Annotated in this window: 27 protein-coding genes; 15 read left to right on the forward strand and 12 right to left on the reverse strand. The window is 69.3% G+C overall.

Going from position 1 to position 25731, the window contains the following annotated elements:
• Positions 1 to 70 precede the first annotated feature (70 nt).
• The 4 genes from DEI96_RS00550 (at position 71) to DEI96_RS00565 (ending at position 3011) form a co-directional block, all read left to right on the forward strand.
• A complete protein-coding gene (locus DEI96_RS00550) occupies positions 71 to 379 on the forward strand; it encodes a hypothetical protein (protein ID WP_111022424.1) in 309 nt (102 codons plus the stop codon).
• Positions 380 to 439: 60 nt separating this feature from the next.
• Positions 440 to 1009 carry a GNAT family N-acetyltransferase gene (locus DEI96_RS00555; RefSeq protein WP_111022423.1) on the forward strand — a complete coding sequence of 190 codons (570 nt, stop codon included), beginning with the start codon at positions 440 to 442 and terminating at the stop codon, positions 1007 to 1009.
• 352 nt (positions 1010 to 1361) lie between these two features.
• Positions 1362 to 1742, forward strand: a complete 381-nt coding sequence (locus tag DEI96_RS00560) for a hypothetical protein (RefSeq protein ID WP_111022422.1) — start codon at positions 1362 to 1364, stop codon at positions 1740 to 1742.
• A complete protein-coding gene (locus tag DEI96_RS00565) occupies positions 1743 to 3011 on the forward strand; it encodes a copper amine oxidase (protein WP_111022421.1) in 1269 nt (422 codons plus the stop codon).
• 437 nt (positions 3012 to 3448) lie between these two features.
• Here DEI96_RS00565 and DEI96_RS00570 read toward each other — a convergent pair whose 3' ends face one another.
• On the reverse strand, positions 3449 to 3973 hold the full coding sequence (locus tag DEI96_RS00570) for a P-loop nucleotide/nucleoside kinase family protein (protein WP_111022420.1): 525 nt from the start codon (positions 3971 to 3973) through the stop codon (positions 3449 to 3451).
• A gap of 246 nt (positions 3974 to 4219) precedes the next feature.
• Between DEI96_RS00570 and DEI96_RS00575 the strand changes: the two genes are divergently transcribed.
• Positions 4220 to 4696, forward strand: coding sequence for a GNAT family N-acetyltransferase (locus DEI96_RS00575; protein WP_111022419.1), 477 nt, complete (start codon positions 4220 to 4222; stop codon positions 4694 to 4696).
• A 102-nt stretch (positions 4697 to 4798) separates the two neighbouring features.
• On the opposite strand, the gene DEI96_RS00580 is transcribed toward DEI96_RS00575, so the two are convergent.
• The 6 genes from DEI96_RS00580 to DEI96_RS00605 form a co-directional block, all read right to left on the reverse strand.
• Positions 4799 to 6118: an MFS transporter gene (locus DEI96_RS00580; RefSeq protein WP_111022418.1), complete on the reverse strand. Its 1320-nt coding sequence runs from the start codon at positions 6116 to 6118 to the stop codon at positions 4799 to 4801.
• Between the two features lie 60 nt (positions 6119 to 6178).
• On the reverse strand, positions 6179 to 7039 hold the full coding sequence (locus tag DEI96_RS00585; protein ID WP_111022417.1) for an alpha/beta hydrolase: 861 nt from the start codon (positions 7037 to 7039) through the stop codon (positions 6179 to 6181).
• Between the two features lie 43 nt (positions 7040 to 7082).
• Positions 7083 to 7535, reverse strand: a complete 453-nt coding sequence (locus DEI96_RS00590; RefSeq protein WP_111022416.1) for an NUDIX domain-containing protein — start codon at positions 7533 to 7535, stop codon at positions 7083 to 7085.
• A gap of 50 nt (positions 7536 to 7585) precedes the next feature.
• The gene (locus DEI96_RS00595; protein ID WP_111022415.1) at positions 7586 to 7819 is read right to left on the reverse strand and encodes a hypothetical protein; all 234 of its coding nucleotides are present in this window, start codon (positions 7817 to 7819) and stop codon (positions 7586 to 7588) included.
• Positions 7820 to 8046: 227 nt separating this feature from the next.
• Positions 8047 to 9219 carry a lipopolysaccharide biosynthesis protein gene (locus DEI96_RS00600; protein ID WP_146246845.1) on the reverse strand — a complete coding sequence of 391 codons (1173 nt, stop codon included), beginning with the start codon at positions 9217 to 9219 and terminating at the stop codon, positions 8047 to 8049.
• Between the two features lie 50 nt (positions 9220 to 9269).
• Positions 9270 to 10580 (reverse strand): MATE family efflux transporter, encoded by a 1311-nt coding sequence (locus DEI96_RS00605; protein ID WP_111022413.1) that lies wholly within the window; start codon positions 10578 to 10580, stop codon positions 9270 to 9272.
• Positions 10581 to 10818: 238 nt separating this feature from the next.
• Here DEI96_RS00605 and DEI96_RS00610 point away from each other — a divergent pair, with 238 nt between their 5' ends.
• Positions 10819 to 11394, forward strand: a complete 576-nt coding sequence (locus tag DEI96_RS00610) for an RNA polymerase sigma factor (protein ID WP_111022412.1) — start codon at positions 10819 to 10821, stop codon at positions 11392 to 11394.
• The gene (locus DEI96_RS00615; protein WP_111022411.1) at positions 11394 to 12158 is read left to right on the forward strand and encodes a hypothetical protein; all 765 of its coding nucleotides are present in this window, start codon (positions 11394 to 11396) and stop codon (positions 12156 to 12158) included. The genes DEI96_RS00610 and DEI96_RS00615 overlap by 1 nt, the downstream gene beginning before the upstream one ends.
• Before the next feature lie 164 nt (positions 12159 to 12322).
• Here DEI96_RS00615 and DEI96_RS00620 read toward each other — a convergent pair whose 3' ends face one another.
• Positions 12323 to 13660: a uracil-xanthine permease family protein gene (locus DEI96_RS00620; RefSeq protein ID WP_111022410.1), complete on the reverse strand. Its 1338-nt coding sequence runs from the start codon at positions 13658 to 13660 to the stop codon at positions 12323 to 12325.
• Positions 13661 to 13741: 81 nt separating this feature from the next.
• Between DEI96_RS00620 and DEI96_RS00625 the strand changes: the two genes are divergently transcribed.
• Together DEI96_RS00625 and DEI96_RS00630 are read left to right on the forward strand one after the other, a co-directional pair.
• Positions 13742 to 15706: a M13 family metallopeptidase gene (locus tag DEI96_RS00625; protein WP_111022552.1), complete on the forward strand. Its 1965-nt coding sequence runs from the start codon at positions 13742 to 13744 to the stop codon at positions 15704 to 15706.
• Entirely contained in the window at positions 15706 to 16644 is a 939-nt protein-coding gene (locus DEI96_RS00630; RefSeq protein WP_111022409.1) for a serine hydrolase, read from the forward strand. The genes DEI96_RS00625 and DEI96_RS00630 overlap by 1 nt, the downstream gene beginning before the upstream one ends.
• Before the next feature lie 81 nt (positions 16645 to 16725).
• Here the strand turns inward: DEI96_RS00630 and DEI96_RS00635 are convergent, their stop codons facing one another.
• From DEI96_RS00635 to DEI96_RS00645, 3 genes are all read right to left on the reverse strand, one after another.
• A complete protein-coding gene (locus tag DEI96_RS00635) occupies positions 16726 to 18063 on the reverse strand; it encodes a hypothetical protein (protein WP_111022408.1) in 1338 nt (445 codons plus the stop codon).
• Positions 18064 to 18122: 59 nt separating this feature from the next.
• Complete coding sequence (locus DEI96_RS00640) at positions 18123 to 18542, reverse strand: GNAT family N-acetyltransferase (protein ID WP_284183622.1); 420 nt, start codon at positions 18540 to 18542, stop codon at positions 18123 to 18125.
• 174 nt (positions 18543 to 18716) lie between these two features.
• Positions 18717 to 18911 (reverse strand): hypothetical protein, encoded by a 195-nt coding sequence (locus tag DEI96_RS00645; protein WP_111022407.1) that lies wholly within the window; start codon positions 18909 to 18911, stop codon positions 18717 to 18719.
• Between the two features lie 129 nt (positions 18912 to 19040).
• On the opposite strand from DEI96_RS00645, the gene DEI96_RS00650 reads away from it, so the two are divergent.
• The 4 genes from DEI96_RS00650 (at position 19041) to DEI96_RS00665 (ending at position 23208) form a co-directional block, all read left to right on the forward strand.
• Positions 19041 to 19961: a sensor histidine kinase gene (locus tag DEI96_RS00650; protein ID WP_111022406.1), complete on the forward strand. Its 921-nt coding sequence runs from the start codon at positions 19041 to 19043 to the stop codon at positions 19959 to 19961.
• Positions 19919 to 20206 carry a sensor histidine kinase gene (locus tag DEI96_RS00655; protein ID WP_111022405.1) on the forward strand — a complete coding sequence of 96 codons (288 nt, stop codon included), beginning with the start codon at positions 19919 to 19921 and terminating at the stop codon, positions 20204 to 20206. The genes DEI96_RS00650 and DEI96_RS00655 overlap by 43 nt, the downstream gene beginning before the upstream one ends.
• Entirely contained in the window at positions 20203 to 20862 is a 660-nt protein-coding gene (locus tag DEI96_RS00660; protein WP_111022404.1) for a response regulator transcription factor, read from the forward strand. The genes DEI96_RS00655 and DEI96_RS00660 overlap by 4 nt, the downstream gene beginning before the upstream one ends.
• Positions 20863 to 20997: 135 nt before the next feature.
• Positions 20998 to 23208, forward strand: a complete 2211-nt coding sequence (locus tag DEI96_RS00665; RefSeq protein ID WP_111022403.1) for an MMPL family transporter — start codon at positions 20998 to 21000, stop codon at positions 23206 to 23208.
• A gap of 114 nt (positions 23209 to 23322) precedes the next feature.
• On the opposite strand, the gene DEI96_RS00670 is transcribed toward DEI96_RS00665, so the two are convergent.
• Complete coding sequence (locus DEI96_RS00670; protein ID WP_111022402.1) at positions 23323 to 24015, reverse strand: DUF4232 domain-containing protein; 693 nt, start codon at positions 24013 to 24015, stop codon at positions 23323 to 23325.
• 99 nt (positions 24016 to 24114) lie between these two features.
• Between DEI96_RS00670 and DEI96_RS00675 the strand changes: the two genes are divergently transcribed.
• Both DEI96_RS00675 and DEI96_RS00680 read left to right on the forward strand, forming a co-directional pair.
• The gene (locus DEI96_RS00675; protein WP_111022401.1) at positions 24115 to 24390 is read left to right on the forward strand and encodes a hypothetical protein; all 276 of its coding nucleotides are present in this window, start codon (positions 24115 to 24117) and stop codon (positions 24388 to 24390) included.
• Between the two features lie 69 nt (positions 24391 to 24459).
• Positions 24460 to 25728, forward strand: a complete 1269-nt coding sequence (locus tag DEI96_RS00680) for a Fic family protein (RefSeq protein WP_209049144.1) — start codon at positions 24460 to 24462, stop codon at positions 25726 to 25728.
• The last annotated feature ends 3 nt before the right edge of the window (positions 25729 to 25731 follow it).

A 25731-nucleotide genomic window follows, 5' to 3' on the forward strand; every position in this document is an offset into this window, starting at 1 on the left:
AAGCAGTCGCGCTCGGTCAACGATCGACCAACGAGACGCACCTCGACCAACGCGCCCGTAGTCTGAACTAGTGCGAGATGTCCTGTTCCCGGTGGCGAGTGTGGCGGTGCTCGTGCTCACCGCCGCAGGAATCGTCTGGCGTGCTCGGAACAAGCGATGGTTCCATGACGCGCAGCTCGCATTCAACGCTCAACCTCGTCTTAGCCTGATCCTGCCCGTGTTCCTCGTGCTGGGCGCTGGAGTAACCGTCATCCTCGGAGTTGGGTCGCTCGAAGCCGAGTTCGCACTCGGATGGGGCTACTTTGTCCTCGCTCTCGATGCGCTCCTCATCGTTGGTTTCACTGTGTGGATCGCACGTCGTCCGTTCCCCATGGACTGACACGGCGCGCCGCCCGGTAGAGGATCGGTCACCGAGCCTGACTCTTGGGAGGATGACGGGGTGCGCACCTCTCCTTGGCCCGCTCGGAGCGGGGCTCTCCTCCTCCGCGACCCTCAGCCCGAGGACGCAGACCAGCTCGTCGCGCTGCGGAACAACCCGGTCGTCAACCGGTTCATGCTCCGTACCCACGTCGACCCGGACGCCTACGTCCAAGAGTGGGCGAGCATCCCCGACAGCGACACCGACTTCTCGTGCATCGCCGAGCTGGACGGCCGGCTCGCCGGCCTGGGCTTCCTGGACGTCACCGATGGCCTCGGACAACCTGGCATGCCCCGGGCGACGCAAGGCGTCATCGGCTACATGCTGCAACCCGACCTCGCCGGACAGGGACTAGGAACGGACCTGGCACGCGGCCTCCTGACCGCGGCGTTCGAAGCGCTCCAGCTCCGGCGCGTCACGGCGAGCTGCAACGCCGACAACATCGCCTCAGCTCGCGTCCTCGAAAAGAACGGCATGCGACGTGAGCAGCACGGCATCGAGGACTCCTGGCACGCCGACCTGGGCTGGGTCGATGGCTACCAGAACGCCATGCTCGATCGCGAGTGGGCCGTCGCTCGGAACGTCCGATAGCCGATCGCTCACCGTACGGTCTGCATGAGCCACTGGGTGCTGGGCACGGACCGGAGGATCGTTATCTCCACTCCGGCCCGCACGGGAGCTGGTGAGACCCCCGCGCTTGACCGTAGACCCTGCACCCGATATCGGCTCAGGAACGCCCGCGGCGTGTGGGGCCCCTGCGCCGCTTCGATCACCGTGTGGCTGAGGATTCGCGAAGCCGGTTGGGGTGCACCGTCATCTGACCAGGTGTTTTGCGCGATCCACGTGGATGTCCCCCAAACGACGGACTTCTGCTGATTTGGGCGGAAGCTCACACTGCTGACGACTGCAGTCCGACCTATTGGTGATGGAATCGGGGTAAGCAATGAAGCACAAGTCAGCGTTTCTCACGCTCGGAGCGGCGGCACTCGTCGTGGGCTCGGTGTTCGGTTCAGCCACCGCAGCGCAGGCGTTCGAGCCGGGCAGCGCAGTCGCAAGCAAGCCGACGTATAACGCCGCACTCGGGCGGTACTCGTGGAAGTGCGTGTACTCCGGCTGGGCACTCGGGAAGAAGGACGCATCGTGCGATCTCTACGACCCGGTTCTGCAGGTATCGATCTCGAAGCACAACTACACGTTCGACGGGTCGGGCTACACGACGGCAACGTACTACGCCGTCAAGGTGTCAGGTGAAACGATCTGTACCGAGGCGTTTGCGGAGTACGCCCACAGTTCGGGTCGCGACAAGAGCCAGGCCTGTTCCTAGATGATGACGCACAGGCCAGCTCGCCTCGCCGTGTCGTGGGGCGCGCTGGTCTGTGCCTTCACCATCGGGCTTGCGGTAGCCGGAACACCCGTGGCGCCGGCCGCGATCAAGACGGCAACACCCGCCCCCGTCAGCACAACCCCGCTTCGCAAGTGCACCGCTTCGCAAGGATCGATCTCCGCGTCGTTAACCGGCGGAACGACATGGCAGCTGTGCTGGGACATCAACCTCAGCACTGGACTCGAGGTCACCGACGCTTCCTACACGCCGGCCGGGGCCTCGCCGTTGACGGTGATCCGAAAAGCCGCGCTCGCCCAGATCGATGTTCCCTACGACAACGGGACCAAGGAACACCTCGACCTCCCCGCGTTCGGGACCCTCACCACGGCCAGCGATATCCGCCCTTCGGATTGCCCGGACGGGAAACTGGTCGCCGCGACCGCCGACCAGCCGGCGCTGCTCTGTGAAGCAATCGTGTCCGACGGGGCGGCGTACGAGTGGGACGACTACGACTTCGGGCTCACCACGCACCGAGCGGCCAGCCAGTGCCTCGAGATCTACACTGTGACGCCAGCAGACTGGTACACCTACATGAACACGTGGGACTTCTGCGGCGACGGACGAGTTGTCGGGAAAGTAGGTGCCTCCGGCACGCTTGCGCCCTCGCCGAACGGCTACGGGGACGCCCACGACGGCCAACCAATCGGCTCGGGCAACACCCGATACGCCCTGAACCACTACCACAACGTGTTCTGGCGGCTCCAGTTCGGACTCGACGATGGCGGCCCCGCTTCGATCGCGACAGTAGGAAGCACCGGCGGTGCTCACCGCGTCACAACGGCGACACCGATCCGTTCCGAGACAGCGATGCAGTCAGCCCCGGACCGGATGTGGATGGTCACGGATCCAGGGCGCCGGAACGCTGATCATCACGCGGTCGGATATGACATCGAGCTGCACAACGACAGCCCGTATCGGGGCGTCCCAAACCACGCGTACACGGACAACGATTTCTACGTCACCCAGAATCGAGCCTGCGAGGTTCTCGCTGCTGGGAACAGCGCGGCACGCAATTGTTCGACGTCTGTTGATCGCTTCGTCAGCGGTGACAAGCTCTCGTCGCCGGTCATCTGGATGCAGACCTCGTTCCACCACCTGCCCCGAGACGAGGACGAATCGGTGGTCGACGAGCACTGGCAAGGCTTCACACTCATGCCACGGGACGTCACCGCGACGAATCCGCTCGGAACTGGACTACCGCAGAACTAGTGAGACGTCGTGATGGGCCGGTAGATGAACGCCCGCTCCTGCCGCGGACCGTCTGCAGTATCGGACCACTGAACGGTCACGACGAGCGCTGACCTGCCGTCGTTGTTTGGAGCGTCGAACTTGATCGGCCCGTCGCCGACTGTTGCCAGGTCGGCACCGGGCAACGTGACGTCAAACCCGAGTGTCCCATTCTCCGCAAGAGGACGTTGCGGGCCCGGCCCATGCGGCACCGGCTGGCGCACTTCGGAATCCGTGGTCGACAGCACAAGCTCGACCTGATGCGCCAGCCCACCCCGTCGCGTCAGCAAGCAAGAAACCACCCGCGAACCTGGAGCACCAGGCTCAGACCAGTCAACGTCCCAAGAAGCCATGATCGAAGGCTACGCCGCATGAAAGGCACGAGAGCACTCCCCCACACCGTCTCAGTAGCCGATCGGCTACCGGACAGCCGCAGCCTTGATCGCTTCGACGATGGCTGCGATGGCCACTGAGTCGCTCGTGGAAGTCGCGTCGATGACCCACGGGTCCTCCGACACCGGTGGCTCGAAGCTCGCGCCGTGCTCTTGGAGCACCGCGTCCGTAACGTCGGGCCGCACCTGCCCCAACCTGTTGGCCAGGACCCGTTCCCGCTGCAACTCCGGACTGATCTGCACCCACACGAGTACGAACGGAACCCCTGCAGCTGATGCGGTCGCGCGCCATTCATCGCGGATGAAACGCGGCGATCCTGTGTCATCGACCACGACGTGGCGGCCAGCGGCAAGGAGCACACCCGCACGCGCGTGCGCGATCCGGTTCGTGGCCGCCCATTCCTCCAACGGGATGCCCTGTCCGCCGTGAAGTCCGCGCTCCTCGTTGATCTGGTCAAGGCTCAATAGCTCGCCCGCCAATGCGTTGGACAGTCCAGCAGCCAACGTGCTCTTACCGGAGAACGACAACCCACACGTCAGCACCAGCGCCATGCCTCGGACCCTACAACTGCCCATGCCGCCGGGCACCACAAAGCTAAGTGGATACCTCCACGAGCGCCGGCTGCAGGCGCCCGGTAGGCGGACTCTTCCCTGAGGCCGTCCCGCTGGATACCGTGGCCGCATGGACTGCTTCGCGAGCTGGCGCACGCGCTACTGAAGGGACGACCCCGGCCGTCGCTCTCCTCCACCCCGATCACGGGCGTGGATCCTTCAGCCTGCTCACGAAAGAAGCACACCATGTACATCCGCGATTCCACCCCGCTCGATCTTCCTGCTCTGACCGACTTGACGATCGAGGTCTTCCGGCCGCTTCTTGCCGGCTCGCTCGTCCTCCTTCGACCCGAAGTGACCGCGCACGACCACGGCCGCTGGGAGGACGACTATCGCCACGAGGTCCCGTCCTTACTCGCTCCCAACGAGGGTCGGTTCATCACGCTGGCGGAAGAACACGGCAAGCCGCTCGGATACGTCGGCTGGAACACCACGGGCGACTCGTCCGGGCGTCTAGAGATGGTCGCTGTCCATCCGGACGCTCGTCGTAGAGGAGTCGCGCGAGCCCTCTGCTCGACCGTCCTGAGCAGCCTCGACCAGCTCGGAGTGACCGTCGTGCACATCGGGACCGGTGGTGACGAGTTCCACGCGCCGGCACGAGCGCTGTACGAATCCCTCGGCTTCATCCCGTACCCAACTGTCGACTACGCCCGGGCAATGTGAGCTAGGCCGGGAGGATCGCGCTCATCGGTCCTTCCGGTCCTACCGGCCCTTTCGGTGACGTCTCGATAGCCGATCGGTGACCGGACAGGTCGGTGCGGGTCGTCAGGTTGTGGCGGCGGACTGGTGGCGGAAGCGGGACCACCCTGCGCAGATGAGTGCGATTCCTGCGGCGAACGCCCATCCGACCGATGGGGTCGATGCGGTCGCGATGAGGATGACGACGGCGGTCCCGATCGCTGTTCCAAGCTGCGCTCCGGTATTCACAATGCCTGCTGCGCTGCCGGCCAAGGCTGCCGGGACGCTGGTACCCAGGCCGGTCGCTGCGACCGAAGCTGCTGCAAGGCCAAGGCCGATCACGGCGACGCCGGCAGCGATCCACGGCCATGAGTGGCCCAGAACAGCGAGGATCGCGTTGCCGCACGCGATCGTCGCAGCCCCCACTGCGGCCAACCGGTCTGGCCCGAGTCGGGGAGCGATTCGGCCGGTTGCGACGGACCCTCCGATGACGGCGAGGCTGAATGCCATGAGGACCATCCCGGACAGCAGTGCTGGTATGCCGAGGCGGTCCTGGAGCACGAGTGTTGCCAGCACCGAGGACGAGCTGGTGGTCGCGGTGTTGACGAATGACTGCACCGACCCACGTCGGAGGTTGGTGATGCGGAATGCATCCCGCGGCACGAGCGGTGCACGTGCGCGGCGGAATCGCCAGGCCAACAACCCAGCGATTGCCAGACCGAGGAGGACCAGTCCAACACCCTGCGGCTGCGTGGCCGGCGCCTCGAGCAGGGCCGTTCCTGCGATGACCGGCATCACGGCCGCGACGAGGAGGACTGCGCCGAGAACATCAAGCCGTTCGGCCCGATCCGGCTCCGGCTCCTCCCGCACGACGAGGGCCACTCCGACGAACAGGAGAGCAGCGACCGGTGCGTTGACCCAGAACACCGACGGCCAGCCGAGCACCGTCGTCAGCAGTCCACCGATAAGGAACCCGGTTGCGCCGGCTGCGGCACCGACGGCGCTCCAAGCTGCGAGAGCTCGTGACCGGCCCGGTCCAGCAGCCGTTGCGTGGAGGATCAGCCGGAGCGCTGACGGAGCAGATACAGCTGCCGCGGCTCCCTGGACAGCGCGCGCAATGAGCACCTGCGGGAGCGCCTGCGCGGTACCGCCGATGATCGACACCACGCCAAAGACGACGATCCCGACGAGAAGGATCCTCCGGTGACCGTAGCGGTCCCCGAGTCGCGCGCCGAGGATCAGCATCGCCCCGAAGAACATCGCGTACGTCGTTGCAAGCGGGCCAGCGTCCGCCGGATCAGCGCCGAGACCATTCAGGATCGACGGAATCGCCGTGACGACGCTTGTGACACCCAGTACGTCAACGAACTGAACGAGACAGAGCACGGTCACTACCCCGGGACGCATGCATGCACCGTACGTGAAACGTCGTCAAGACGACGAGCTGCGAGTCCAGTAGCCGATCGGCTATCGAACGGACGCGGGGTGAGCTTGCCAAAGCCAGCGCAGAGCGTCGGGGAGGAGTACTCCGCCGTGGTTGGGTGAATGGTTGCCGTCGCCGACAACGAGGCGAAAGTCGTAGCCCGCGCGTCCGAGCGCAGCCGCGGTGTCCAGGCTCTCGGCGAACCAATTCCACTCAGGCTCGTTCCAGTGCAAATCGCGGTGAGCGGCGTGGAGGAACAGACGTGTCTGCCTGCGGGGTTCGGTAGCAAAAAGGGCCGGGTACGGATTGCCGCCGGGCATCTGCGCGAAGCTCGGATTGAAGGCGATCGCTCGACCCAGGCCCTCGGGTCGGCTCCACGCCGCGGTGACGGCAGCGTTCCCGCCGCTACTGCCACCACAGATGCCGCGCATCATCGGATCGTCCGAGACCGCGTAGCGCTCTCGCACGATGGGGAGTACCTCGTCGAGGAGGAAGCTGGCGTACGTGTCGTTGAACGCGTCGTACTCAGCGTTGCGGTGCTTCGTCGGCGTTCCGTTGACATCGAGCACGCCAGGGTCCACAAATACGCCAATCATCTGTGGCAAGTCACGCTTGGCAGCGAGGTTGTCGAGGACGATCCCACCGCGGACGTCGCCGTCGGGATCGAGGTACCACCAGCCGTCGTTGAAGAACATGACCGCGCTCGGCTCGTCGGCCCGATGCCCTGCTGGGCGGTGCACCCACACACTTCGCGTGGTACCCGGGAAACGCTGGCTCTCTTCGAGCTCGAACTGTTCGACCGAGCCTGGCTCAACGCCGACGCGTGTCACAGAGTCAGGTCCGTACTCGTACGAGACGTTGTCCTGAGACAGCGGCAGAGCAGCGAATGGTTGCGGCGTCGACACGCTCGGATGCTACCGGGATCGCTTCGTCCCCCATAGCGATCCACTACCGGGCGGCGTCGGTCAGCACCTGGTCGATCCACTCGTGACGATCGAGTTCGGTGAGCTCGGCGAGAGTCGCCCACCGGGTCTCGAGCACTTCGTCCTCGTCGAGGAGGAACGACGACGTATGCAGTGAGCAGAGGTACGCCACCGTCACGTACCCAACTTGGTCGCCGTTGGGATAGACGTTCTCGAGGGCGGCGCCGCCGTAAGCCCCGATGATCCGGATGACGTCGCTGCCCACACCGAGTTCTTCTCGCACTTCGCGCAGCAGCGCCACGCGGGGGTCCTCGCCGGGGTCGATGCCGCCCCCTATCGGGCTCCATCGCCCGGAGTCGCGCTGCCGCGCCAGCAGGAACCGATCGTCGTCTCGGATGACCGCGGTCACGCCCGGAAGGAGGAGGTAGCTGCTCCCGATCCGCTCGCGCAGCAATCGAACGTACTGAGAGGCCGGCATGCTCCGAAGCTACCGTGCGCCGTTCCCGCAGAGGGATCGGCCACCGGCTCCTACCTCAGGCGCTTCCGCCTGATCCAAGTGCCGAGCCCTTGCGCGAACACGACGACCCCACACACGACGAGAACACCGACCAGCACCGGCGTCGGAATCATGTTCAGAGGCCCTTGATTCACGCGATCTTCCGGAACCGCAACCATCGGTCCGACGACGACGCCCATGATGACGAAAACCGCCCCGAGCCCCATCTCTGCCGCTGGATGAGGCGAGTTGAAGAACTTAGCCATCCGATGCGTTCCTATCCTCGAACTTCGCGCCCGTGCGAGCGCACGACCCATCGAACCATGGAGTCCCGGTAGCCGGTCGTCCGCCGTGACCTCTCCTCGGGTGGTTCAGTTCTCCTGCCGTCTCGTGCCTTCTGACCAGGGGATTCTCGAATAGCTCGTCCGCATTGATTCTCATTAGGGGGACGCCAAACGTCGCGACGCGCGAGCGCTACCTATGTGCGCAGCGGTCAGCGCCGCCGCACCCCGATCCCCACCACCGCAACCAGGTTCACTGCACTCCCCACCAAGAACCCGGTCGTCCCACCCGCGACACCAGCGACGGGTCCGAGTACCGCCATGAGCCCAGCCCCGACGACGAACCCCGCGACCGAGGCCAGTGCGACCTGGCGCGAGCATCCGGCGGCGAGCAGCAACGCGGCGGGCACGAGCCCGACGGTGAACACCCACACCGCGACCATCAGGTAGCGCAGGTCCGCGACGGCAGCGGCGCCCTCGGCGGGGTAGACGATCGGCAGGAACCACCCGGCGAGCAGGGCGACCAGGCCGAAGACGACGGCGGAGGCAGCAGCGAACCCGACGACGAGCAGCAGGGCGCCGCGGGAGCGCAACGATCCACCGTCGGTCCGGTGCGCGAACGCCGGCACGAGCACCTGCCCCAAGGCCTGCCCGAGCATCGACGCCGGCGTCGCCAGGGTGAAGGCGGCGGCGTAGACACCGGCGTCGTGCGCCGACGACGTCACCTGCGCCGAGATCATCGTCAACTGCAGCAAACCGTTCGAGGTCACGACCGCCAGCACGTTCCATGCCGCGAACCCGAGCACCCCCGCAGCGGGTTCGCGAGCTGCAGCAGCGAAGCCGTTGCCCCGCGGCCAGCACGCGATCGCGAACACCGTGTACCCGATGGCCAGGGGCAGCAGCACGAAGGGCTCGAGCCGCGCGACACACGCCACCACGAGCAACCCCAGCGCCAGCACGCTCGTCACGGAGTCCCACAGCGCGACCCGCGGGGCCCGGTCGTAGCCGAGCTGCGCGCCGCGGGCGTAGCAGTAGAGGCCGTAGCCGACGACGACCGCGGCACCGCCGAGCACCATACCGGGGCCGTTGCCCCAGGCCAGCGCGATCGGCACGGTGACCGCCGCGAGCACCACGCTCGAGACGAGCATCGACACCCCGAGCAGCCGGTTCACCGCGGCGTCCGAGCGTCGACCCCGCAGCGCGATCGCCAGGAACCGCGACGCGGTGTTGCCCGCGGCGTTCGGCCAGAGCAGGGCGACGAACACCGAGAGCGACAGCAGCGCGGTGGTCTGCCCGAGGGTCTCGGTGCCGAACACCCGACCGACGACGACGGTCACGAGCAGCTTCGCGACGCCCTGCACCCCGATGCCGACCGTGGCGAGCACGGCCGACGAAGCCACCGAAGACGACGGCGCCCCAGAAGCAGACGGCCCGCTCACCGCGCCAACGCCTGTTCCACCCATCCGCGTCGGTGCGCCCGCACCCCGAGCGTCACCGCCCGGACCCCGATGTACCCGAGGGCGAAGGCCGCCCACAGCCCCGCGAGCGTCCCGCCGGCCCACCAGAGCAGCGGCAGGTACACGACGAGGTTCACGCCTCCGGCGATGGCCAGGTACCGCGCATCACCGGCACCGATCAGCACCCCGTCGAGCACGAAGACGTACCCAGCGACGGGCATCCCGACCGCGATGAGCACCAGCACGACGGGCAGCGCGTCCCGCACCGCCTGCGAGTCCGAGAACACCGGCCCGAGCACGCCGCTCAGCGCCAGGGTCAGCACCCCGAGCAGCACACCGCCGGCGATCCCGAGCAGCACGAGCCGTCGCGTCACCAGTCGCACCCGCTCCGGGTCACGTCCGCCGAGTCCGTGCCCGACGAGCGCCTGTCCGGCGATCGCCAGGGCGTCGAGCGCGAACGCCAGCGTCGAGAAGACGGTCAGCCCGACCTGCGTCGTCGCCAGCCCGGTGGTCCCCAGCCCGGCAGCGGCCCCGACGGTCGCGAGCATCGCGATCCGCAGCGACGCGGTCCGCAGGAACAGCCAGGCACCCGACCGCAGTGCTCGTGCGACGCCCGAGGCGCCGGGTCGCAGCGGCGCCCCCGACGACCGAGCGGCCCGCACCGCGATGCGCACGTAGACGACGGCCATCGCCCACTGCACGATGACGGTGCCGGCGGCGGATCCCTCGACGCCCCAGCCGGCGCCGTAGATCAGGACGGCGTTGAGCACCCCGTTCGCGACGAAGCCGATGGTCGCGACGACGAGCGGGGTCTTCGTGTCCTGCAGCCCACGCAGCAGTCCGGTCGAAGCGGTGACGACCAGGATGCCGGGCAGCCCGATCAGGGAGATGGTCAGGTACGCGGTCGCGGCGGCCGACACCTCGGCCGAGGCGCCGAACAGGTCGACGAGCGGCCCGGCGAGCGGCCACCCGACCAGCGCCAGCACCACCCCCAGCACGAGCGCGAGCCACATCCCGTCGATGCCCGCGTGCACGGCTCCGCGACGGTCACCGCCACCGAGCGCCCGTGCCACGGCCGGGGTCGTCGAGTACGCCAGGAACACCAGCAGCCCGGTCACCGTCGACAGCACGGCACTCGCGAGCCCGACGGCCGCCAGCGGCGTCGCCCCGAGGTGCCCGACGAGCGCGGTGTCGGTCAGCAGGAACAGCGGCTCGACCACGAGCGCTCCGAGCGCCGGCACCGCCAGCCGCACGATGTCGCGGTCGACCGCGCGCCGCTCAGCGGTCACAGCGGGTCGAGTCGGTCGGTGCACCGACCCATTCTGTCGGCGATGCCGACACGTCGTGGTCGCCGGGCGGGGTGGACGCAACGCCACGACGAACTGGAGGCCCGTGGCCGTGTCCGCCACGGGCCTCCAGTCCGGTGGGTACCACGTCCTCGGGCTTGCGCCACGGACGACCTCGTTGCACGACGAGCCGATCCGCTGGCGTCTGTAACGCTGGAGCCATGACCGGACATTCCAGAGTGTGAAGGACGAACAGGACGACGGCCCGCTGTGGACGCGAGCGGTCCGTGATGACGGGGCTGCGTTCGCCGCGCTGTTCGACCGGCACCGACCGCGCATCTACCGACGGGCGTTGAGCCTGACGGAGCACTCGCACGACGCCGAGGACATCACAGCGGCGGCGTTCTACGAGCTCTGGCGCAAGCGCAAGAGCGTCACTCTCGTAGCGGGCTCCATCGCTCCGTGGTTGCTGGTCACGACGGTCAACCTGACCCAGAACCATCGACGCGCAGCGGCGCGGTACCGGAAGCTCCTCGACGCACTCCCTCGGGACGATCCCCACGCTCCTGCCACGGACGCCGAAGACCTCGAGGCCCGCGAACGCCTCAGGACGACGATCCGGGGACTCGCGCCGCAGGACGCCGCGCTGCTGGTGCTCACCGGGGTCGAGGAGATGCCGGTCTGGCAGGCCGCGCAGGCGGTCGGTCTCAAACCGCCGGCGGCACGCGTGCGGTTGCACCGGATGCGGCAGCGCCTGCAACGCGACCTGCACGACCTCCGTCCCAGTGTCCGCAACGCACCGGAAGGCACCTACTGATGAGCATCGACATGAACCCCGACGCTGCAGCAGCGGTCCGCTCGGAGCTGGCCGCCATCGGGACACGACGGAGCGCCCTGCAGCGCCAGCAACGACGTGCACGCATCGGCGTCTCGATCGTCTCCGTCGCGGCGATCGCGGTGACGACGAGCGCCGCCGCCCTGGTCGTCGCCGGGCTCCCGGGGACCACGACGACGGCAGCAGTCGGGCGCACGACCACTGCGACGCACACCGGCCCCGCACTGATCGACATCGGGCCGGCTCCCGACACCGCGGGTGCCGTGATCGTCGACATCACGTGCCGCAACGACGTCGGCATGGTCCGGGTCCTCACCGTCGGAAGGGGCGCATCCGGCCTGAGTTGTCGGGACGAAGGGACGATGCGCGTCGTCGACGGCCGGCTCCCGGAGCGAGGGACCACGACGTTCAGCATCGAAGCGTCGGCGGGGACGCGGTGGACGGCGACGCTGCAGTACGCCACCGCGGTCACGTCGGATTGGGCGGTCAACGACAAGGGCCAGACCTACGGAGTCCCGAACGCGTCGGGTCACCCGGATCTGGTCCCCGGGAGGGCGGACAACGGCCGCAAGGGCTGGGTTCTGTGGAGTGAGCCGGACGGCGGCGACGTGTACGAGTCCGACGGCACGACCGTGGTCGGGCAGTGGACCCCGGGGGTCGCCGATGAGGTCCCGCTCGATCAGCGGTACATCGACGAGCAGAAGTCGGTGCAGACCGCGACCCCGTCGCCCAGCGCGCCCCGCTGAACCGGGCGAAGAGCGCGTGCGGACCGGAGCGACCAACTGGGGGGCGTTCCGGTCCGCAACGCACCACTTGACGGACTGGAGGCCCGTGTCGGCGTCGCCACGGGCCTCCAGTCCGGTGGTCCCACGTCGTCAGGCCGGACGCGCGTTCCGGCCGACCACTCGCGTCAGTCGGCGCGCGGTTCCGCGGGGACGGCGCCGGTGGCGGCGTGTGCGGGGTCGGCGGCCTCGGTCGAGGGCTCGTCGGTGCCGCGGGCCCGGCCGATGACGTCCATCAGGTGGTAGACGACGATCGCGGCGATCGTGCCGACGATGATGCCGCCGAAGCTCGCCTGGCCGAAGCGGAACGTGAAGTCGGCGATGCCGATGATCAGGGCGATGCCCGCGGTCAGCTGGTTCTTCGGCTTCGAGAAGTCGACGCGGTTCTCGACCCAGATGCGGATGCCGATGATGCCGATCAGGCCGTAGAGCGCGGTGGTGGCGCCGCCGAGCACGCCGGCGGGCACCGACGAGATGACGGCGCCGATCCTCGGCGACAGGCCGAGCAGGACGGCCGCGATCGCGGCGACCCAGTAGGCGGCGGTGGAGAAGACGCGGGTGGCGGCCATGACGCCGATGTTCTCGCCGTAGGTGGTGGTGGCGGAGCCGCCGCCGACGCCGGCCAGGACGGTCGAGATGCCGTCAGCGAAGAGCGCGCGACCGGTGAGCGGCGTGAGGTCACGGCCGGTCAGCTGCCCGACGCCCTTGACGTGGCCGACGTTCTCGGCGACCAGCGCCAGGACGACCGGCACGAACGCCAGGTAGATCGGGAGCTGCGACGGGTCGAACGCGGGAGCGGTGAAGTCCGGCAGACCGATCCACGGCTTGTCGCCGACCTTCGAGAAGTCGACCTGACCGCCGATGAGCGCGGCGACGTACCCGACGAGCACGCCGATGACGATCGACAGGCGGCCGATCAGGCCCCTGAACAGGACCGTGACCAGGATGATCGTCGCGAGGGTGATGACCGCGATGACCGGGGCCGCCGTGAAGTTGTCCCGGGCCGACGGAGCCAGGTTGAAGCCGATCAGGGCGACGATCGCGCCGGAGACCACCGGGGGCATCAGCCGGTCGATCCACCCGGCACCGGCCAGGTGCACGACGAGCCCGACGATCGCGAGCAGCGCACCGACGACGATGATGCCGGACAGGGCGAGCGGGATGCCGCCGATCTTGGTCGCCGCACCGATCGGGGCGATGAAGGCGAACGACGAGCCGAGGTAGCTCGGCAGGCGGTTGCCCGTGATGAGCAGGAACAGGATCGTGCCGATGCCGCTGAACAGCAGCGTCGTCGACGGCGGGAACCCGGTGATCAGGGGCACCAGGAACGTGGCGCCGAACATCGCGACGACGTGCTGCACGCCGAGGCCGATGGTCCGGGGCCAGGTGAGCCGTTCGTCGGGTGCCACGATCGTCGTCGCGGAGACGGTCTTGCCGTCGCCGTGCAGCTTCCACGGAAGTCCCATGCGATGACCGTACCGGCAGCCGTGTGCCGGTGACGACCCGGATCGACCTGCCCCATGGGGTCGGTGGCTATCGTGGACCGCATGACCGACGTCGCACGTGCCTCCGGCATCCACACTGACGAACTCGACCCCGCGGTGCGCCCCCAGGACGACCTGTACCGCCACGTGAACGGGACCTGGATCGAGGCGACGCCGATCCCCGACGACAAGGCCCGGTACGGCTCCTTCACGGTGCTGGCCGAAGCCGCCGAGATCGCCGTGCGCGACATCATCGAGCGCTCGCAGCAGGCCGCCCCCGGCACCGAGGAGCGCAAGGTCGGTGACCTCTTCACCTCGTTCACCGACGAAGCCCGGCTCGAGGAGCTCGGCACCGCACCGATCGAGCACCTGCTCGCCGAGATCACCGAGATCCAGTCCGTGCCCGAGGTCATCGCCGCCGTCGGCCGCTTCGAGCGCATCGGCCTGCCGAGCTTCCTGCAGCTCTTCGTCGACAACGACCCGGGCGACCCCGAGTCCTACGTCGTGTTCCTGGAGCAGTCCGGCCTCGGGCTGCCCGACGAGTCGTACTACCGCGAAGAGCGCTTCGCCGACATCCGCGAGAAGTACCGCGAGTTCGTCGCGGCGATGTTCCCGCTCGCCGGGTTCGACGACGGCGGCGCCCGCACCGAGCACGTCATCGCGCTCGAGACGGCACTGGCGTCGAAGCACTGGGACAACGTCACCACGCGTGACAGCCAGAAGACCTACAACAAGCTGCCCTGGGCCGAGGTCGCCGCGCTCGCGAAGGGCGTCGACCTGCAGACCTGGTGGCAGGCCATCGACGCCCCGGCCGGCGCGTTCGAGACCGTCGTGGTGCGCGAGCCCTCGTTCATCACCGGCCTGGCCGACCTGCTGAACGACCAGCCGCTCGAGGTCTGGAAGGACTGGCTGCGCTGGCAGGTCATCCGTGGCTCCGCCGCGTACCTGACGAGCGCGTTCTCGGCCACGAACTTCTCGTTCTACGGCACCGCACTGACCGGTGCGCCCAAGCAGCGCGAGCGCTGGAAGCGTGGCGTCTCGCTGGTCGAGGGTGCGATGGGCGAGGCCGTCGGCCGCATCTACGTGCAGGAGCACTTCGACGAGACCTCGAAGGCCAAGATGGACGACCTCGTCGCCAACCTGGTCGAGGCGTACCGGCAGAGCATCACGGCGCTCGACTGGATGACCGACGAGACCCGTGCCCGTGCGCTCGACAAGCTCGACAAGTTCACGCCGAAGATCGGCTACCCGGTGAAGTGGCGCGACTACTCGGCGCTGCCCGTCCTGTCCGACGACCTGGTCGCGAACGTCCGCGCCGTCGCCTCGTTCCAGGTCGACCGCGAGCTCGGCAAGATCGGCAAGCCGATCGACCGTGACGAGTGGTTCATGACCCCGCAGACGATCAACGCGTACTACAACCCCGGCTTCAACGAGATCGTGTTCCCGGCCGCGATCCTGCAGTTCCCGTTCTTCGACGCGGACCGCGACGCCGCCGCGAACTACGGCGCGATCGGTGCCGTCATCGGGCACGAGATCGGCCACGGCTTCGACGACCAGGGGTCGCAGTACGACGGCGACGGCAAGCTCGAGAACTGGTGGACCGAGGCCGACCGCGCGGCGTTCGAGGAGCGCACGAAGGCCCTCATCGCCCAGTACGACGCCCTGGTGCCGACCGAGGTGCCCGACAGCCACGTGAACGGTGCCCTGACGATCGGCGAGAACATCGGTGACCTCGGTGGCCTGTCGATCGCGTGGAAGGCGTACCTGCTGTCGCTCGACGGCCAGGAGCCCCCGGTCGTCGACGGCCTCACCGGTGCCGAGCGCTTCTTCCTGAGCTGGGCCCAGGCCTGGCGCATGGCGATCCGCCCGGAAGAGGCGGCTCGACTGCTGAGCATCGACCCGCACTCGCCCAACGAGTTCCGCTGCAACCAGGTCGTGCGGAACATCGACGTCTGGTACGACACCTTCGGCGTGACCGAGCAGGACGCGATGTACCTCGACCCCGCCGAGCGCGTCGCGATCTGGTGATGACGGAGCCGGACGCGGCCCGGTCGTCGCGCCGCCGGCGACCGGACGACCGCCCAGCAGGTGGCGGCCGCGGTCGTGGGCGGCACAGCGGCCGGGCCGACGACCGCTTCACCGCCACCACCGAGGCGCTCGGCGCCCTCGCGCTCGAGGGCGCCGGGGTCAGCGCCTCGGTGATCGACACCTCGAGCGGCAAGGCCCTGCTCGCGATCGACGACACCCTGGTGCAGCCGGTCGCGAGCCTGGGCCGCGTCCTGCTGCTCATCGAGGCCGCCGCTCAGCTCGAGGACGGCCGCCTGCACGGTGACCGGCTGCAGCGCATGGCCCGCGACACCGCGACCGGTGCGGGCCTGTGGCAGTTCCTGCAGGAGCCGACCATGCAGGTGCCCGATCTGGCGACCCTGGTCGGGGCCACCGCCGACGCCTGGGCCATGAACGCACTGCTGTCGACCGTGGGCATCGACGCCGTCCGGGAGCGTGCGGAGTCCCTGGGCATCGAGCGCACGGCGTTGATCGACCGCGTGCGGGACCGCCGCGGTCCGGACGACGCCCCCGACGCCTCCGTCGCACCGACCGGGGAGCTGTCGTGGGTGATGCGTGGACTGGCGCTCGGCGAGGTCGTCGACGAGGCGGTGTCGAACCGGGTGCTCGGCTGGTTGTCCCTGGCGAGTGACCTGAACCTGGTCGCCGGTTCCTTCGGGCTCGATCCCCTGGCACACCGTGCGCTCGACCACGGGTTGCAGGTCGTCGCGGTCACCGGGTCGAGCACGGGGGTGCGGGCGGAGGCGGGGATCCTGCGGGGGCCCGGGTCGTCGGTCAGCTACGCCGTGACCGTCACGTTCGACGACGCTTCGTTGCAGCGGCGGTTGGCCGTGGTCGAGGCGCTGCGGACCATGGGGACCGAGGTGCTCGAGGCGGTGCACGCCCCGGCTCGTCGCTGAGGCCGCTCGCCGATCGCCGCTCGGCGCCCGCGGGGAGCGTGGACACCCGGTGTTGTTCGTGGCGGGTGCGGTGTCGCCGGGTCAGGGCCGCGGGACGCAGACCGACTCCGCGCGCAGGCTCAGGCCGTCGACCGTGCCCCGGATGCTCGCCGTGGCTGGATCCGCATCCGTGGACGACGACCAGTAGTCCCGCCCCATCGCCCGGCCGCTGACCTCGAAGCCCTCGGAAGTCCACAGCGCGGTAACGGCGTCGAACGGCCCCTGCGCGTCGTCGACGATCTGGAACACGGGCACGATGCTGAACGCCGTCGCGCGGGTGCCGGTCGCATCGGGTGACCAGGTCGATCCGGGTGGCGCGCACTGTTCGGTGCCCGTGGTCACGGTCGCCGGGACTCCGGCGGCCTCGGCCGAGCGCTCGAGGAACGCCCGGAGCGTCGCTGCGTGGTCGCTCACGTCGGCGGCCACCCAGGGGGTCGGCGACGGTCCCGACGTCGGGGTGCCCGGGGCAGTGGCGTCCTGCGGCTTCTCGGCGTCGAGGGGGAGTCCGAGCCAGCCGCTCGTCCCGTCGAGGCCGACGGAGAACGCGGTGCGCGGAGCGCGATGTGCATCGGCGGCTTCGTCCTTCGTCCGGACGAGGACGTCGGCGACGGCGCCGAGTCGTTCGCCGTCGATCGACAGGTACGGGCGTTCGGCCTCGGCGGCCGTGTCGGTGGCAGCCTGCGCCGCGTCGGCCGAGGCTTGCGCAGCGTCGGCGTAGGTCGTGCCCGGTGAGTAGTACAGGCCCTCGACGTCTTCGTCACCGTCGCGGTCGAACCCGTCGATCGCGCGCAGGAGTGCTCGCCCGGGGTGCGTCGCCGTGATCCCCACCGAAACGTCACCACGGATCAGGGAGGCCGGGTGGTCACCGACGATCGGACGGGCCTGCGCGACGGCGTCGGTGAAGCTGACGCCCGGCACGAGCCAGATCGTGGAACGTGACGGGGTCGCCCACAGCCGGTGCACGAAGGGCTCCGCGCGCAGCCGTGCGGCCAGGTCGACGACGTCGGGGTCCATCGGGTCGACTGCGACCGGCGCCGACGCCCGGCCGCGGGGCACGTCCACGGTCACCGACAGCGTCGTGCCGGTGACACCCCTCGCTGCCGTGTGCCGGATCCGTTCGGCGACGGCGAGGTCCGTCGTGTCGGCCTGCACCTCGAGCGAGGTGATCCAGTTCTGCGGGTCGTCCTTCGCGTCGACCTGACGGATCTCGCCCTCGGCCGTGTCGACCCCGGGCAACCGCTCGACCCGGGTGATGAGCTTCGCGAGCGCCGGTTCCGACCCGGCCGGCGGTGGTGGCGACGTGCACGCGGCGAGGGCGAGCACGACGCCGAGCGCGGTCGCGAGGGCTGCCGCTGAACGTGTCCGTGCGCGAGCCCCCATGCGTCCGAGTCTAGGAACGGCGCCGTGCGGGCGGAATCGGTCGCGGGACCCATCCGTGCTCAGCGCAGGAGCACGAAGGAGCGCAACGGCTGTGGTTCGACGTCGTGGGCCTCGACGAAGCCACGTGACTCGTAGAACGCCCGCTGCCCCGGCTCCGCGTCGGTGAGCAGGGCCGTCTGGCGAACGCTGGCGTACCGCTGCAGGACGGCGTCGAGGAGTGCGCCGCCGATGCCGGACCGGTGCGCGGACGGCAGGACGAGGACGTCCTGCACGTACACGATCGTCACCCCGTCGGAGACCGTGCGGACCAGGCCGAGCAGGTGTCCGTCGTCGTCGCGGGCGGTCAGCACGGTGTGGGAGCCGGCGATCGCCGCTGTGAGGGCTGCGGGGTCCTGCGTGTACGCGGTCCACCCGACGGCGTCGTACAGCGCCACCAGCTCGTCCATGCCCGATTGTTCGTCGCTGATCGTGGTGGTCACGGTGCCCATCGTGCCCGAGCCGGACGCGTGATGCGGCCTCGGGATCGCAGCGGGGCGACCGTCAGCGATCGGCGGAGTCCGCTTCGCCGGACTCGACCTCGCGCATGGACGCGGTGATGTCGATCCGTCGGGTGTCGGGGAGCGTGATGTCCTCGGGGCGGATGGGACGCATGCTCACGCCTCCTCGTGGTCGATCACGCGTCGGGCACCGGCTTCGACGCCCATCGCGACGAGCAGGGTCATGAACCCGGCGAAGCGGACGACCTCGGAGACACCCATCAGGGCGGCCCACGCGGTGAGCTGCGGTGCGCGGGTGAGCGAGTGCCGTCGGGCCGTCGGAGCGGAACGGGGAGCGGTGATGGTCGTCATGGGGTGCCTTCCGGTGGGGTCGGTGCCAATCCTCCGGATCAGGACGCGGCGCCTCGTCGTCGTCGCGGATCGTCGAACCTACTGCGTCCGCAGTACGTGTCGACGGGGTGGAGGCAGGAGACTCGGGGGATGACGAACGACGGCGATCTCGTGCTGCCACCGAACCCGTGGTGGCTCCGGTCCCCGGCGCTCCTGCCCGAGCTGGCCGCGGGCCTCGCCGTGGCCGGTGCAGCGGTGGAGATCGTCCGAGTCATCGTCGCGGGCGCCGGGGTCTTCCCGTTGGTCGGCGTGCTGCTCGGCATCGCCGGTGTGGCCGTGGCTCGTCGGTACCCGTGGCCGGGGGTGCTGCTCACCGTGGTCGGCTGTGCGGTGGCAGCGGTGCAGGGGTGGGACCCGATCGTGGGGTGGACGATCGTGGTGTTCGCGCTGTTCTCCGTCACCCTCCGCGGTGCGGCCCCGTTCCGCATGGTCGTCGCGACCGCGCTGCCGCTCTACCTCGTGGTCGCGGTGGAGTCCGGTGCGGGGCTGGTCAGTCCCGACGCGTTGGCGGCGGTCGCGGCGTGTGCGGCTGCCGGCGCCACGGGGGCCGCGGTCTGGGCGCAGCTCCGGTACTGGTCGGCCCTGCGGGAGCAAGCCCGCGAGGCGATCGCGTCACGGGACCTCGAAGCGCGCCGACGCGTGGACGCCGAGCGGCTCCGCATCGCCCGCGACCTGCACGACGTCGTCGGTCACCAGATCGCGGTGGCGAGCATGCACCTGGGGGCGGTCGAGGTCACCGTCGACCGCGACCCGGTGACGGCGGCACGGGCAGCAGGTGACGCGCGAGAGGCGTTGCGGATGGTCACCGCCGAGACGCAGCAGATCCTCGAGCTCCTCCGGTCACGGGATGCCGCTCCCGACCAGACGGTCGCCGGGCTGGGCTCGCTGCCCGCGTTGGTGTCGTCGTTCACGTCGATCGGGCTCGACGTCGTGGCCGACGTCGAGCTGCCGGACGAACCGGTCGCCCCGTGGTCGAGGTCACGGTGTACCGCGTCGTGCAGGAGGCCCTGACCAACGCGCACCGGTACGGGATCGGCACGGTGACGATCACCGTCCGCGCCGAGCAGGGTCGACTCCACGTGGTCTCCGACAACCCACGCGCGCCGCGGACCAAGCAGACGCAGGGTTCGGGGTTCGGGCTCGTGGGCATGCGCGAACGCGTCGGGGCAGCAGGCGGGACACTGGACGTCGACGAGCGACCCGATCGGTTCGTCGTGCACGCCGTGCTGGCGCTGGACGGAAGGAAGCTGTCGTGACGACGATCCTGCTGGTCGACGACCAGGCGATGATCCGCGTCGGGCTCCGCACCATCCTCGAGGCGCACGACGACCTCACCGTCGCCGGCGAGGCCGGCGACGGCTTCGAGGCCCTGCGGTTCCTCGAGACGACGACGGTCGACGTCGTCCTGTTGGACGTGCGGATGCCGGGGATCGACGGCGTCGAGACCACACGCCGCCTCCGTGAGCGGTTCTCCGCCGAGCAGCTCCGCATCGTCATCCTGACGACGTTCGAGCAGGACGAGATCGTGGTCTCGGCGCTCCGGGCCGGTGCGAACGGCTTCCTCGGCAAGACCGTCGGACCCCGCGAGCTCGTTGCGGGCATCAACGAGGTCGTCCTCGGTGGTGGAGCACTCTCCGCGGCTGCGCAGGCCGCGGTCATCGCGCAGGTCAGCTCCCAGTCCGACCGCGTCATCGACACCGATGCGCAGGAACGTCTCCGAGCGCTGACCCCGCGTGAACACGACGTGGTGGTGGCGATCGCCCGCGGTGGCGACAACGACCGGATCGGCCGGGAGATGTTCGTCTCGCCCTACACCGTGAAGACCCACGCCAACCGCGCGATGGCGAAGCTCGGCGTCCGTGATCGTGCGCAGCTGGTGTCCCTCGCCTACCGCGCCGGACTCGTCGACTGACCCGGACCTACTGCGGACGCAGTAGGTCCGTCGCTCCGACGGGACGACGGCCGGACGGAGCGTTGCTCGGAGCATTGAGGAGTACCCGCCGCGACGGTCTCCGCGTGGCTTCCTCTTCTTCTCTCCGGGAGCATCATGCCCAAGGTCCTCGCCGCGATCGGACGCTTCAGCGCCCGGCACCGGCTCATCATCGTCGCCGTCTGGTTGGTGCTCTTCGCGGGCCTCACCGCGGTCACCGCCGCCGGTATGGACACCAGTGCCACCGGCTCGGCCGGCAACACGACCGCCGCCGCGAAGGCGCTCACCGTCGTCAACGAGAAGTTCGACCTCGGTTCCTCGTCGTCGGGTGACGCCAAGACGCTGCAGCTCGTCCTCCAGGCGCGCGACGGAGCGAAGGTCACGGACCGGGCCACCGCCGCCGAGGTGCAGGCAGTCCTCGCCGACGCGAAGAGCCTTCCGCACGTGCAGACGGTCTCGGACCCGTTCGCCCAGCGGAACCCGATGGTCTCGAAGGACGGCACCACCGTCATCTCCACGCTGACCTTCTCCGGCGTCACCGAGGCGAACCAGGAGAAGACGTACGACACGGTCCTGGACTTCGCAGCCGACCACCGTGCTGCCTTCCACGCCGAGGTCGGCGGGCACCTGTTCGGGGACACCTACGCCACCTTCGGTCCCGGCGAGGTCATCGGGATCCTGGTCGCGTTCCTGGTGCTGTTCCTGACGTTCGGTTCGCTCCTGGCCGCCGGAGCGAACATGCTCGTCGCGATCTCCGGGGTCGCCGTGGGGACGGTCGGTGTCCTCGCGTACTCCGCGATCAACCCGATCCAGGGGACCACCCTGACGCTCGCGACCATGCTCGGCCTCGCCGTCGGGATCGACTACACGCTGTTCATCCTCACCCGGTTCCGCTCGGAACTCCGCGAGGGACGCAGCGTCGTCGACGCGGTCGCCCGGGCCACCGGCACCGCGGGCACCGCAGTCGTGTTCGCGGGCCTCACGGTCATCATCGCCCTCGTGGGTCTCGTCGTGACCGGCAACGAGGTCATCACCGTGATGGGCTTCGCCGGAGCGTTCAGCGTCCTGATCGCGGTGCTGATGGCCCTCACGCTGCTCCCGGTCATCCTGGGGACCCTCGGGTTGCGCGCCCTGCCCCGGAGGCACCGGGAACTCCTCGCCGCCGGCCAGCCGATCCCGCAGCGTCCCGCGAACCGCAAGAACTTCCTCCGCGGGTGGGCCAGGTTCGTCACCGGGCGCCCGTGGCTCGCACTCTTCGGCGCCGTCGTCGTCCTCGGGCTCGTCGCCGCACCGGTCCTCGACATGAAGACGGCCTCCAACATCCCCGGGGGCTCCGACCCGACGTCGTCCGAGCGGAAGGCCTACGACCTGATCGTCGACGAGTTCGGCGGCATCCAGTCCCCGCTGCTCGTGCTCGTGCAGGGCGACGACGTCACCAGCAACCTCACCGCGGTCGAGGACGAGATCACGGGCCTCGACCACGTCGAAGCCGTCGTCCCCGGCCAGGTCACGAAGAGCGACGACGCCGCACTCCTCACCGTCATCCCGACCGGCGGTCCGATCGCCGAGAGCACGAAGCAGCTCGTCACGGACATCCGCGACGAGACCACGGCGATCAGCGGCGTGCGCGTCGAGGTGACCGGCGAGACCGCGATCGGGCTCGACGACACCGCGCAGATGAACCGGGCACTGATCACCTACATCATCGTGATCGTCGCGCTGTCGTTCCTGCTCCTGATCGTGATGTTCCGGTCCCTGCTCGTGCCCCTGTTCGCCACCCTCGGGTACCTGTTCTCCGTCGGGGCGGCGTTCGGCGCATCGGTCGCGATCTTCCAGTGGGGCTGGCTCGACCCGCTCATCGCCGCACCCCAGGGTGACCCGATGTTGAGCCTGCTGCCGATCATCCTGGTCGGGGTCCTGTTCGGGCTGGCGATGGACTACCAGGTGTTCCTCGTGTCCCGGATGAAGGAAGAACACTCCCGCGGGCTGAGCCCGAAGGACGCCGTGTTCTCCGGGTTCACCAAGTCCGGCACCGTCCTCGTCGCAGCAGCCACGATCATGGCCGTCGTCTTCGCCGGCTTCGCCACGAGTGAGATGGCCGTCGCAGCGTCGATCGCCGTCGGGCTGCTCGTCGGGGTCCTCGCGGACGCCTTCCTGGTGCGGATGATGATCATGCCGGCGCTCCTCACGCTCTGCGGGGAAGCAGCCTGGTGGATGCCGAAGTGGATGCAGAAGGTTATCCCGAACCTGGACACCGAGGGCCACGGACTCGACCGGGCTCCCGAGCACGACCGGGGGACCGGGGCCGTCCCGGTGCCGGTCAGCTAGTCGGCCAGCACCTCAGGACGGACGGAGCCGTCCCGCTGCGATCGCAGCGGGACGGCTCCGTCCGTGGCGGCAGCAGCCCGCGCTCGGGACCCGCCGAGACCGCCCGGCTGACCGCTACGAGGTCGCCTGCCCCTCCGGCACGAACGCCTGCACGGACAGCAGTGAGGCATCGGTCGACGCACATGCCTGGAAGTCGGTGTCCTTCACGAACAGGGACTGCTTCGACCCGGGCGGGTACACGCGGAAGCCGTCCGGCTTCTCGGGCGAGCAGTCGCCCGCCGAGTAGTTCTCGGCCCGGACGATCTTGAGCGGCGCGACGGCGGTCTTGCCGGGAGCGAGGGTCACGGTCGGGTGCGGCGCGCTCTTCTCCTGCGTCGCAGCCGCTCCGATCTGCTTGCCGGTGCCACCCCCGACGAACGAGACGCCGGGCCACCCCTGCACCGTGCAGGTCGTCGACCCGGTGTTCTCGAGCACCAGGTGCACGATGACGCTGCCGGCGGCACCACCGCTGCCGGCCTCGATGCGTCCGGCGAGCGATGACACCGCGCACCGGTCGCCGGCAGCCTGGCCGGTGGCACCGGATCCGGCGGACGGCCCAGAACCGGACCCGGACCCGGACGACGGTGCCGCCGAGGCGGACTCCTCGGACGACTGCGGCGTGGACGCCGACGCGGACGGCGACGGCGCGGGCGCCGTGACGGTCTCGGTGGCGGCGGGCTGCCCGTCCGAGGCGCACCCCGCCAGTGTCCCGACGGCGACGAGCCCGGTCACGACGAGCAGGAACTTCGATCGGCTGCTGCGTTGCATGGTGCACAGGCAACCACCGAACGCCGCATCCGGTTCGGTCGGCGTCCAGGGACCCCGAGCACACTCCGAGGCAAGCAACCCGAGCAGCGGAGGTCGGACATGACGGGCAAGCACGAACAGGCACGAGGCGACGAGGGTCGCGCGGACGGGGTCGAGCCCCGGGCCGGAGCCTTCACGGACAGCGAGATCCCGGGCGACGAGCACGTCGAGTCGACGGAGCCCGTCGGCGAGTTCGTCTCGAGCGACATCCCCGGCGAGACGCGTCCGACCGGAACCGGACCCGACGGCGAGTACGTCGACTCGGACATCCCCGGCGAGGCCGAGCCGGCCCAGAACGGCGAGGTCGGGGAGTACACCGACACCGACAAGGCCTGACGAACCCGAGTGGAACGCATCCCATGATCAAGGATAGGCAGTCATCCTTGATCATGGGATGATCCATGTATGGCTTCGTACGAGACGATCCGCCGCACGGGCGACCCGGCAGCCGCGACACGCGCCTTCCGGATGCCGATGGTCTTCGACGCCTACGTGCCGGATCCGCTGCAGGGCCGAACGGTCGATCTCGGACCGACCGAACAAGCGGCCGTGCTCGAGGCCACCGCTGCGGTGACGGAAGCCGAGACGAGATCCACGCTGCTCGGCAGTGGAGACGCACTGGGTCGGATGCTCCTCCGAGCCGAAGCGGTCGGGTCGTCGATGATCGAGGGCCTCGAGGTCTCCCCGCGGAAGCTGCTCGAAGAAGAGGCGCGCGGACGGAGCCCGCTCGGGCAGTGGAGCACCGCAACCGAGGTCCTCGGCAACATCGATGCCATGACCTTCCTCACCGAGTCGGTCGGTCCGGGTTCCCCGGTGACCCTCGACCTGCTCCTCGAGGCGCACCGGCGTCTGATGGAGGCTTCGACGACACCCGAGGTCGGGGGCACGGTCCGAGCGGCCCAGAACTGGATCGGCGGACCGACGCCTGCCGCAGCGGCGTTCGTTCCGCCCGTGCCGGAGCGGGTGCCAGGGCTCCTCGACGACCTGCTGGAGTTCGTGAACTCGAGCACGCTGCCGACGATCGCCATCGCCGCCGTCGCACACGCGCAGTTCGAGACGATCCACCCGTTCGCCGACGGCAACGGTCGCATCGGACGTGCACTGATCCACGCTGTCCTGCGGTCACGGGGGCTGACCATCGAGTCGTCTCCACCGGTGTCCCTGGTCCTGGCGACCCGTGCTGTCGACTACGAAGCGGGGCTCCAGCGGTTCCGGTCCACCGATCCGCCGGCATCGGAGCCAGCGCAGCGGGCCGTCGGGCAGTTCGTCCGGCTCTTCGCCGAGGCGATGGCCGAGGTCGTGGACCGGATGACGCAGTTCGAGCACGAGCTCGTCCGGATCAAGGAGTCCTGGCGATCTGCGCTCGCCGGAGTCCGCTCTGACTCCGCTGCATGGTCGGCGCTCGAACTCGCGCCCCGGATGCCCGTGCTCACCGCGCAGACGTTCGCCGCCGCAACGGGCCGGAGCGAGCAGGCCGCGAACACGGCCTTGGGGGTCCTCGTCGAGCGTGGAGTCCTGACACAACGATCGGCGGGACGGCGGAACCGCGTCTTCGAGGCAGACGCCGTGATCGGCGCGCTGGCACTGCTGGAACGCCGTCTCGCCTCTCCGGCTGGTGACACCGGCGTCGTGCCGCCGACCAGACACGTGCCGGCAGCTCCGCCGCGAGCCTGACGG

It is taken from the genome of Curtobacterium sp. MCLR17_031 (assembly GCF_003234775.2).
GTDB classification, from domain to species: Bacteria; Actinomycetota; Actinomycetes; order Actinomycetales; family Microbacteriaceae; genus Curtobacterium; species Curtobacterium flaccumfaciens.

What these genes read in the sequence shown, in the direction of transcription:
- DEI96_RS00560 (WP_111022422.1), top strand. Translation starts at nt 1,362, where the DNA reads ATGAAGCACAAGTCAGCGTTTCTCACGCTCGGAGCGGCGGCACTCGTC.
- DEI96_RS00565 (WP_111022421.1), top strand. Translation starts at nt 1,743, where the DNA reads ATGATGACGCACAGGCCAGCTCGCCTCGCCGTGTCGTGGGGCGCGCTG.
- DEI96_RS00570 (WP_111022420.1), bottom strand. Translation starts at nt 3,973, where the DNA reads ATGGCGCTGGTGCTGACGTGTGGGTTGTCGTTCTCCGGTAAGAGCACG.
- DEI96_RS00575 (WP_111022419.1), top strand. Translation starts at nt 4,220, where the DNA reads ATGTACATCCGCGATTCCACCCCGCTCGATCTTCCTGCTCTGACCGAC.
- DEI96_RS00580 (WP_111022418.1), bottom strand. Translation starts at nt 6,118, where the DNA reads ATGCGTCCCGGGGTAGTGACCGTGCTCTGTCTCGTTCAGTTCGTTGAC.
- DEI96_RS00590 (WP_111022416.1), bottom strand. Translation starts at nt 7,535, where the DNA reads ATGCCGGCCTCTCAGTACGTTCGATTGCTGCGCGAGCGGATCGGGAGC.
- DEI96_RS00595 (WP_111022415.1), bottom strand. Translation starts at nt 7,819, where the DNA reads ATGGCTAAGTTCTTCAACTCGCCTCATCCAGCGGCAGAGATGGGGCTC.
- DEI96_RS00615 (WP_111022411.1), top strand. Translation starts at nt 11,394, where the DNA reads ATGAGCATCGACATGAACCCCGACGCTGCAGCAGCGGTCCGCTCGGAG.
- DEI96_RS00620 (WP_111022410.1), bottom strand. Translation starts at nt 13,660, where the DNA reads ATGGGACTTCCGTGGAAGCTGCACGGCGACGGCAAGACCGTCTCCGCG.
- DEI96_RS00625 (WP_111022552.1), top strand. Translation starts at nt 13,742, where the DNA reads ATGACCGACGTCGCACGTGCCTCCGGCATCCACACTGACGAACTCGAC.
- DEI96_RS00630 (WP_111022409.1), top strand. Translation starts at nt 15,706, where the DNA reads ATGACGGAGCCGGACGCGGCCCGGTCGTCGCGCCGCCGGCGACCGGAC.
- DEI96_RS00635 (WP_111022408.1), bottom strand. Translation starts at nt 18,063, where the DNA reads ATGGGGGCTCGCGCACGGACACGTTCAGCGGCAGCCCTCGCGACCGCG.
- DEI96_RS00645 (WP_111022407.1), bottom strand. Translation starts at nt 18,911, where the DNA reads ATGACGACCATCACCGCTCCCCGTTCCGCTCCGACGGCCCGACGGCAC.
- DEI96_RS00650 (WP_111022406.1), top strand. Translation starts at nt 19,041, where the DNA reads ATGACGAACGACGGCGATCTCGTGCTGCCACCGAACCCGTGGTGGCTC.
- DEI96_RS00665 (WP_111022403.1), top strand. Translation starts at nt 20,998, where the DNA reads ATGCCCAAGGTCCTCGCCGCGATCGGACGCTTCAGCGCCCGGCACCGG.
- DEI96_RS00670 (WP_111022402.1), bottom strand. Translation starts at nt 24,015, where the DNA reads ATGCAACGCAGCAGCCGATCGAAGTTCCTGCTCGTCGTGACCGGGCTC.
- DEI96_RS00675 (WP_111022401.1), top strand. Translation starts at nt 24,115, where the DNA reads ATGACGGGCAAGCACGAACAGGCACGAGGCGACGAGGGTCGCGCGGAC.
- DEI96_RS00680 (WP_209049144.1), top strand. Translation starts at nt 24,460, where the DNA reads ATGGCTTCGTACGAGACGATCCGCCGCACGGGCGACCCGGCAGCCGCG.